This window comes from Cohnella nanjingensis (assembly GCF_014212125.1).
Classification (GTDB): domain Bacteria; phylum Bacillota; class Bacilli; order Paenibacillales; family Paenibacillaceae; genus Cohnella; species Cohnella nanjingensis.
Genome location: NZ_JACJVP010000012.1, coordinates 76,896 through 84,908, shown reverse-complemented (window position 1 = coordinate 84,908; position 8,013 = coordinate 76,896). Strand labels below are relative to the sequence as shown.

The 8,013-nt window shown below is 62.1% G+C and carries 6 protein-coding genes; 1 reads left to right on the top strand and 5 read right to left on the bottom strand.

Translation table 11 applies throughout. The annotated features are described in order from the left end of the window. The 5 genes from H7C19_RS09740 to H7C19_RS09720 all read right to left on the bottom strand — a co-directional run. Positions 1 to 536, bottom strand: a 536-nt coding sequence (locus tag H7C19_RS09740; RefSeq protein ID WP_185142452.1) for a biotin/lipoyl-containing protein, incomplete at its 3' end; no start/stop codon positions are given. Between the two features lie 5 nt (positions 537 to 541). Further along, positions 542 to 3,415 (bottom strand): 2-oxoglutarate dehydrogenase E1 component, encoded by a 2,874-nt coding sequence (locus H7C19_RS09735; RefSeq protein WP_185142451.1) that lies wholly within the window; start codon positions 3,413 to 3,415, stop codon positions 542 to 544. Between the two features lie 286 nt (positions 3,416 to 3,701). Further along, positions 3,702 to 4,469, bottom strand: a complete 768-nt coding sequence (sdhB, locus tag H7C19_RS09730) for a succinate dehydrogenase iron-sulfur subunit (RefSeq protein WP_185142450.1) — start codon at positions 4,467 to 4,469, stop codon at positions 3,702 to 3,704. A gap of 3 nt (positions 4,470 to 4,472) precedes the next feature. After that, on the bottom strand, positions 4,473 to 6,230 hold the full coding sequence (gene sdhA / locus H7C19_RS09725) for a succinate dehydrogenase flavoprotein subunit (RefSeq protein WP_185142449.1): 1,758 nt from the start codon (positions 6,228 to 6,230) through the stop codon (positions 4,473 to 4,475). 18 nt (positions 6,231 to 6,248) lie between these two features. Then, the gene (locus tag H7C19_RS09720) at positions 6,249 to 6,920 is read right to left on the bottom strand and encodes a succinate dehydrogenase cytochrome b558 subunit (protein ID WP_185142448.1); all 672 of its coding nucleotides are present in this window, start codon (positions 6,918 to 6,920) and stop codon (positions 6,249 to 6,251) included. Between the two features lie 155 nt (positions 6,921 to 7,075). Here H7C19_RS09720 and H7C19_RS09715 point away from each other — a divergent pair, with 155 nt between their 5' ends. After that, positions 7,076 to 7,972 carry a LysR family transcriptional regulator gene (locus H7C19_RS09715; RefSeq protein ID WP_376775343.1) on the top strand — a complete coding sequence of 299 codons (897 nt, stop codon included), beginning with the start codon at positions 7,076 to 7,078 and terminating at the stop codon, positions 7,970 to 7,972. The last annotated feature ends 41 nt before the right edge of the window (positions 7,973 to 8,013 follow it).

Here is an 8,013-nt window from a genome sequence, read left to right as displayed (position 1 = left end):
GCCGCCGGCGCTGCCGCAGGAGCGGCAGGGGCCGGAGCCGCAGGACGGCTGCCCGCGTTGCGCACGTCGTCCGCGTGGATGCGGCCGAGCGGATCGCGAGCCGGCGTCTGGCTCAGATCGATGCCTTGCTCGCGGGCCAGCTTGCGCGCGGCCGGCGTAGCCGGCGGCTGGCTGCCTGCGGCTGCCGCAGGGGCGCTCGCCGGTGCCGGCGCAGCGGCGGCTGGCGCTGCTGCAGGCGTCGCGGCCGGAGCCGCCGCAGGCGCGCTCGCCGGCTGTGCGGCCGGCGCGGGAGCCGCGCCGCTGCCTTTACCGATGCGGCCGATGACCTGGCCGATCTGTACCGTGTCGCCTTCCTTGAACAGAATCTCGGCGATGACGCCGTCTTGCTCGGCGCTGATCTCGAGGTTGACTTTATCCGTCTCGAGTTCGAGCAGCAGATCGCCTTGCTTGACTTGGTCTCCTACTTGAACTGCCCAACGGGAGATGGAGCCTTCCGTAATCGATTCGCCCATTGCCGGTACTAAGATATCTTGCACAGCTGCTACCTCCCCAAGTTATGAGCCAACGTCGGACTCGGCTTCAACGATTGCGATATGATGTACTGTTGTTCCAAAGCATGCACCTGCTGGAAGCCGCTGGCCGGGCTCGAACGTTCCGGACGCCCGATGTAGCGGACGGATACGCCTGCCGGCGCGATGTCGCGGATGCGCGGCTCCATGTAGCTCCAGGAGCCCATGTTGCGCGGTTCTTCCTGTACCCAGACGATCTCCTTCAAGTTCGGGTACTTCGCGAGGACGGCCGCAATCTCGTTCGCAGGGAACGGATACAGCTGTTCGACGCGGACGATGTGCAGCCAATCGCGGGATTCGGAGCCGTCCTTCTCCAGGCCGTCTTCCAGATCGATCGCGACCTTGCCCGTAGCGAGCACCAGGCGCTCGACGCGCTCCGGGTTGCCCCCGAGGCCCGGCTGCTCCAGGATCGGCTGGAACGCGCCTTCGGAGAAGGCTGCCGCCGGCGAAGCGGCGCGCGGGTTGCGGATGAGGCTCTTCGGCGCCATCACGACGAGCGGTTTGGCCGCATCCGTACCCGTGATGGACGCTTGGCGGCGGAGCAGGTGGAAGTACTGCGCCGCGCTCGACAGGTTCGCGACCGTCCAGTTCTCTTCGGCGGACAGCTGCAGGAATCGCTCGAGACGCGCGCTGGAGTGCTCCGGACCCGCGCCTTCGTAGCCGTGCGGCAGCAGGATGACGAGGCTCGACTTCTCGGACCACTTGGAACGGCCGGAGGAGACGAATTGGTCGAGCAGCACCTGCGCGACGTTCGCGAAGTCGCCGTATTGCGCTTCCCAGATGCACATGGTCTCCGGTGCGTATACGTTGTAGCCGTATTCGAAGCCGAGCACGGCCGATTCGGACAGCGGGCTGTTATGCACCGCGAACGAAGCCTTGGCTTGCGGCAGCTTGTGCAGCGGCGAGAACGTGGCGCCCGTGTTCGGGTCGTGCAGCACGATGTTCCGGTGCGCGAAGGTCGCGCGCTCCGCGTCCTGGCCGGTGATCCGGATCGGACGGCCGTCCGCCAGGATCGAAGCGAATGCCAGCGTCTCCGCGTGGCCCCAGTCGACCTTGCCTTCGCCGCCCAGCGCATCGGCGCGGCGCTCTAGAATCTTCTGCAGCTTCGGATAGACCGTGAAGCCCTCCGGCCAACTCAGCAGCTCGCCGTTGATCTCCCGCAGCTGCGCGAGCGGCACCGCCGTCGCAGCCGGCTCGGCCTCTTCGTCGCCGGACGCCGGCGGCACTTGATGCACGGCCTCTTGGCTGTCCTGCTGCTTCAGCTCGTCGTACGCCGCCTTCAGACGTCCGACGACTTCGTTCTTCACTTCTTCATAGAGCGCGTCGGTCAGCTTGCCCTCCGCGGACATCTTTTGGAGATACAGCTGGCTGACGGTCGGACGCGCCTTGACCTTCTTGTAGATCAGCGGCTGGGTCGATTCGGGATCGTCCGTCTCGTTGTGGCCGTAGCGGCGGTAGCCGATCAGGTCGATCAGGAAGTCCTTCTTGAACAGACGGCGGTATTCGCTCGCCATGCGAGCCACCGCGATGACCGCTTCGGGATCGTCCGCGTTGACGTGAACGATCGGGATCTCGTAGCCCTTGGCCGGGTCGCTCGAATAGTGCGTCGAACGGGAGTCGAAGCTCTCGGTCGTGAAGCCGATCTTGTTGTTCACGATGATATGGATGGTGCCGCCGATCTGGTAGCCGTTCAGTTGGCTCAGGTTCAGCGTCTCCGTCACGATGCCTTCGCCCGGGAAAGCCGCATCGCCGTGCATGACGATGGACGCCGCGGCGTTCACGTCCTGCTCCGGATAGCCCGGACGGCTGCGGTCTTCCTGCGCGGCGCGCGCGAAGCCTTGCACGACCGGATTGACGTATTCCAAGTGACTCGGGTTGTTCGCGAGCACGATTCGCGTCTCCACCGTCTCGCCCGTCTTGATCGAGCGGTTGGCGCCCAGATGGTACTTGACGTCGCCGGACCAGCCGTAGTTGATGCCGATCGAGCCTTCCGAAGGAATCAAGTTCTTGTTCGTGGAGTGATGGAACTCCGAGAAGATCTTCGTATAAGGCTTGTTAAGCACGTGCGCCAGCACGTTCAGGCGGCCGCGGTGAGCCATGCCCATCGTGATGTGGCTGACGCCGTCGTTCGTCAGTTCGTGGACGATCTGATCGACCAGCGCGACGAGCACGTCGTTGCCTTCGACCGAGAAGCGCTTGGCGCCGACGAACGTCCGCTGCAGGAAGTCCTCGAACTGCTCGGCTTCCAGCAGACGGGTCAGCAGCTTGCGGCGCTCCTGGGCGTCCAGCGACTGCGCGGGAATGACTTTCTCGGCGTATTCGGTCAGCCATTTGCGCTCCTGCTCGTCGTGCACGTGGCTGAATTCGTACGCGATCGTACCGGTATATGCTTCTTTAAGCTTCTGAATCGCATCCCAACCGTTCGAGAGTCCGGCGGGCCCGCCTTCCCAGACCAGATCGGCCGGCATCGCGGCCAGATCGGCCGGCGTCAAGCCGAACGTAGCCGGCTCAAGCACCTTGGCGCTGGCTCTCGGTCCGATGTCCAGCGGGTCGATATCCGCGGCCAGATGGCCGTAAGCGCGGATGTTCCAGACCAGTTTGCCGGCCACGACCGCATTGCGGATCTGGCGGGCATCCATGGCGACAGCCGCTCCCGGCGTCGACGGGGCGGCTTGCTGAGGTGCCGTGCGCGGCGGTTCGCCCCACAGCTTGAACTGATCCCGGTATTCCTGCTCGACCGCATCGGGGTCGCGCAGGTACACATCGTACTGCTCTTGGATATACCCCAGGTTCGGGCCGTAGTACTTCTCCCACGGGTTCTGATGGTCGTGCGCATCATTAGCCATTGTGTGATCCCTCGGTCTTCTATAAATGTTGGGTGTTTCAAACGTCTGAATGCTTATCCTTGTTGATTATAAATCAATTGATCTTGCGATAAAAATAATCATTTCCTATCAATATGATCTCAAATTGAGATGAATCGAACAATAAGCGCGCGTACTTCTTGATTATGCGCCAAAAAACGGTATTTTATGACTTTCGCCGCCTGCATTGCCGCTCTTTAACAAAAAAACACCCCGGCAGCGAAGGAGGGAACCATCGCTGCCGGGACGAGCCCGATTGATTCGGTTGTTACATGCCGAGCCATTGCTTGAACATATGCTTCGTCGTATCGCGGTTGATGGCCGCGATGGACGTGGTGAGCGGGATGCCCTTCGGGCAGGAGCGCACGCAGTTCTGCGAGTTGCCGCAGCCCTCGATGCCGCTCTCGTCCTCCATGAGCGCCTCGAGACGCTCGTGCGCGTTCATCTCGCCCGTCGGATGGGCGTTGAAGAGACGAACCTGCGAGATCGGCGCCGGGCCGATGAAGCTCGAACGGTCGTTGACGTTCGGGCACGCTTCGAGGCAGACGCCGCACGTCATGCACTTGGACAGTTCGTAAGCCCATTGGCGCTTCGATTCGGCCATCCGGGGACCCGGACCGAGATCGTACGTGCCGTCGATCGGGATCCACGCCTTGACCTTCTTCAGCGCGTTGAACATCCGCTCGCGGTTGATGACCAGGTCCCGGACGACGGGGAACGTGGACATCGGTTCGAGGCGGACCGGCTGCTCCAACTGGTCGATCAGCGCGGAGCACGCTTGGCGCGGCTTGCCGTTGATCACCATGGAGCAGGCGCCGCACACTTCCTCGAGGCAGTTGGATTCCCAGCAGACCGGCGCGGTCTTCGTGCCGTCCGACTTGACCGGATTCCGCTGGATCTCCATCAGCGCGCTGATGACGTTCATGTTCGGACGGTAGGGAACCTCGAACTCTTCCGTATAGGGGGCGGCGTCCGGCTGCTCCCGGCGCGTGATGATAAACTTGACGGTGCGTTTGGCGGTTGCCGTATCAGCCATCGTTTAGCCCTCCTTCTTCTTGTTCGACGAGTAGTCGCGAACCCGCGGCTTGATGAGGGAGGTATCCACGTCCTCGTAAGAGATCTGCGGGCCTTCCGCCGTCCAAGTCGCCTTGGTCGTCTTCAGGAACTCCTCGTCGTTGCGGTCCGGGAAGTCCGGCTTGTAGTGCGCGCCGCGGCTCTCGTTGCGCAGGAGCGCGCCGACCGTCATCGCCTCGGCCAGCTCGAGCATGTTCCACAGCTGGCGGGTGAACGCGACGCCCGCGTTGTTCCAGCGCGCTGTGTCGTTGATGTTGATCTTGGTGTAGCGCTGCTTAAGCTCCTTGATCTTGCCGACCGTCTGCTCGAGACGGTCGTTGAAGCGAACGACGGTCATGTTGTTCGTCATCCACTCGCCCAGTTCTTTGTGCAGCACGTAGGCGTTCTCGGAGCCGTCCATCTTCAGGATGGACTCGTACTTGCCGCTCTGCTTCGTGCGCTCGCGCTCGAAGACGGACTCGGGGATGTCGTCTGCCGACTTCTTGAGTCCCTTGACGTACTCCATCGCCTTCGGCCCCGTCACCATGCCGCCGAAGATCGCGGACAGCAGCGAGTTCGCGCCCAGACGGTTCGCGCCGTGATATTGGTAGTCGCATTCGCCGCAGGCGAACAGCCCCGGGATGTTCGTCATCTGGTTGTAGTCGACCCAGAGGCCGCCCATCGAATAATGCACGGCCGGGAAGATCTTCATCGGGATCTTGCGCGGATCGTCGCCCGTGAACTTCTCGTAGATCTCGATGATGCCGCCGAGCTTGACATCCAGCTCCTTCGGATCTTTATGGGAGAGGTCGAGGTAGACCTTGTTCTCCCCGTCGATGCCGAGCTTCTGGTCGACGCAGACGGCGAAGATCTCGCGGGTCGCGATGTCGCGGGGCACCAGGTTGCCGTAGGCCGGATACTTCTCTTCGAGGAAGTACCACGGCTTGCCGTCCTTGTACGTCCAGATCCGGCCGCCTTCGCCGCGCGCGGATTCGCTCATGAGGCGGTTCTTGTCGTCGCCGGGAATCGCGGTCGGGTGGATCTGGATGAACTCGCCGTTGGCGTAATGAACGCCCTGCTGGTAGACCGCGCTCGCCGCGGTGCCGGTGTTGATGACGGAGTTCGTCGTCTTGCCGAAGATGATGCCCGGGCCGCCGGTCGCCAGGATCACCGCGTCGCCGCGGAAGGTGACCGACTCCATCGAGCGCAGGTCCTGCGCCGCGATGCCGCGGCAGACGCCGTCGTCGTCGAGCACGACCGAGGTGAACTCCCAGTGCTCGAACTTCTGCACGAGGCCGACCGCTTCCCAGCGGCGCACTTGCTCGTCCAGCGCGTACAGCAGCTGCTGGCCGGTCGTGGCGCCCGCGAACGCCGTCCGGTGGTACTGCGTGCCGCCGAAGCGGCGGAAGTCGAGCAGGCCTTCGGGCGTCCGGCTGAACATGACGCCCATCCGGTCCATCAAGTGGATGATGCCCGGCGCCGCTTCGCACATAGCCTTGACGGGCGGCTGGTTCGCCAGGAAGTCGCCCCCGTAGACCGTATCGTCAAAGTGCTCCCAAGGGGAGTCGCCTTCGCCCTTCGTGTTGACCGCTCCGTTGATGCCGCCTTGCGCGCAGACGGAGTGGGACCGCTTGACCGGCACGAGCGAGAACAGATCGACCCGCATGCCGGCTTCCGCCGCCTTGATGGTCGCCATCAGGCCGGCAAGGCCGCCGCCGACGACGATGATTTTTTGATTAGCCATTGCTGATTCTCCTCCCGATCAACCTATCATTCCAATTGCGATCGCCGCAGGGGCCGAAGACGCGAACTCTTCGCCGCGGAACGCGAACAACGACAGCAGGAACAGCACGGAGACGATGACGAAAATGCCCATGCAGATGTTCGAGGACACGCGTTGCGCACGCGGGCCGACCGTGATTCCCCAGCTGACCAGGAACGCCCACAGGCCGTTGGAGAAGTGGAAGACAGCCGCGATCACCGCGATAAAGTACATGATAAAGTAGCCCGGCTGGGTAACGATGCCGTGCATGTGCTGACCGATCTCTTCGTTCGTCGTGTTGCCGAGCGCCACTTGAACCCGCGTCTGCCAGACGTGCCAGAACACGAAGAGGAACGTGATGACGCCGGTGATCCGCTGCAGGACGAACGCCCAGTTCCGGCCATACTTGTACTGCCCCGCATTGTAGTTGGATGTAAAGGCGAGATACAGTCCGTAGATGCCGTGGAACAAGATCGGCAGCCAGATAATGAAGAGTTCGAGGAAGAAGATGAGCGGCAGATCATGCAAGTTCTTGACGCTCCTTACGAACCCCTCCTTGCCGTGCTCGAACGCGGAGTAGTTCGTCAAGGCGTGCTCGACGAAGAACAGCCCGAGCGGGATGACCCCCAGAAGCGAGTGTAGCTTGCGGGCGAAATACGAGTTACCTTTCATGTCGATGTGCGTTCTCCTTTCGATCCGTGCAATTGTCACCATTTCTACACGCTTTTTAGGTTACTCCATTTTCGCTTATAATGGAACTGCTTATTTATTATTAAAACTTATAACCAAACGACATAAGCGAGGAGAAGATGCCGATGCTTGAAGATATGAGAATGTTCGCGACCGTCGTGGAGCATACGAGCTTGAACCGCGCGGCCGAACGGTTGAACGTGACCCAGCCCGCGCTCTCGCGGCGCATCGCCAGGCTGGAGCGGGAGCTTGGCGTAGGTCTGTTCCGCCGCATCGGCAAGCGGCTGGAGCTGACGGCCGCCGGACAGCTGACGTACGAGTTCGCGCTGGAGCTCCGCCAATTCCACGGCGAATACCTGCAGCGCCTGAACGCCTTCAAGTCCGAGGAAGCGCCCGTCGCGACCATAGGAGCGAGTCTGACGACGCTGCAGACGACGCTGCCCGAGCTGATCACCGCGATGACGGAGAAACACCCGAACCTGGAGATCAAAGCCGTGACGGGCAAATCCCACGAGATCGCGACGCTCGTCAAGGAGCGGAAGGTCGACTTCGGCATCGTCGCTTCCTCCGTCGAGGACGATCCTTCCGTTACCAGCGTGCCCCTTTTCGACGATACGCTGATGCTCGTCCTTCCGCGCACGCATTTTATATTGGAAAGAACGCAGCTCTCGATGAGCGATCTCAACGCCCTCCCGATGATCCTCTTCGCTCCCGGCACTTGGTACCGCACGCTGACGGACGAGTTGTTCCGCCAATACGGCATCAAGCCGGACGTCCGCATGGAGATCGACTCCTTCGAGGCGATCGTGCGCCTGCTCGGCGCGAGCCGCGCGGGAACGCTCCTGCCGAAGTCGTATCTGCGTCCCCAATTGTTGGAAGACAACGAGCTGTATGTCGTCCGGATCAAGGAGCTGGATCTGATCAAGCGCACGACCTCGCTCATCTACGGGGATCTGGGCTGGCTGGCTCCCTCCACCCGTTATCTCATCGAGGAGACGATCGCTTTCTTCGCGCGCGGGGCGCGGCAATCTTAGCCCGGTGGGTAATCTTTCCGGTTCCAACGGCTTCGGCGTAC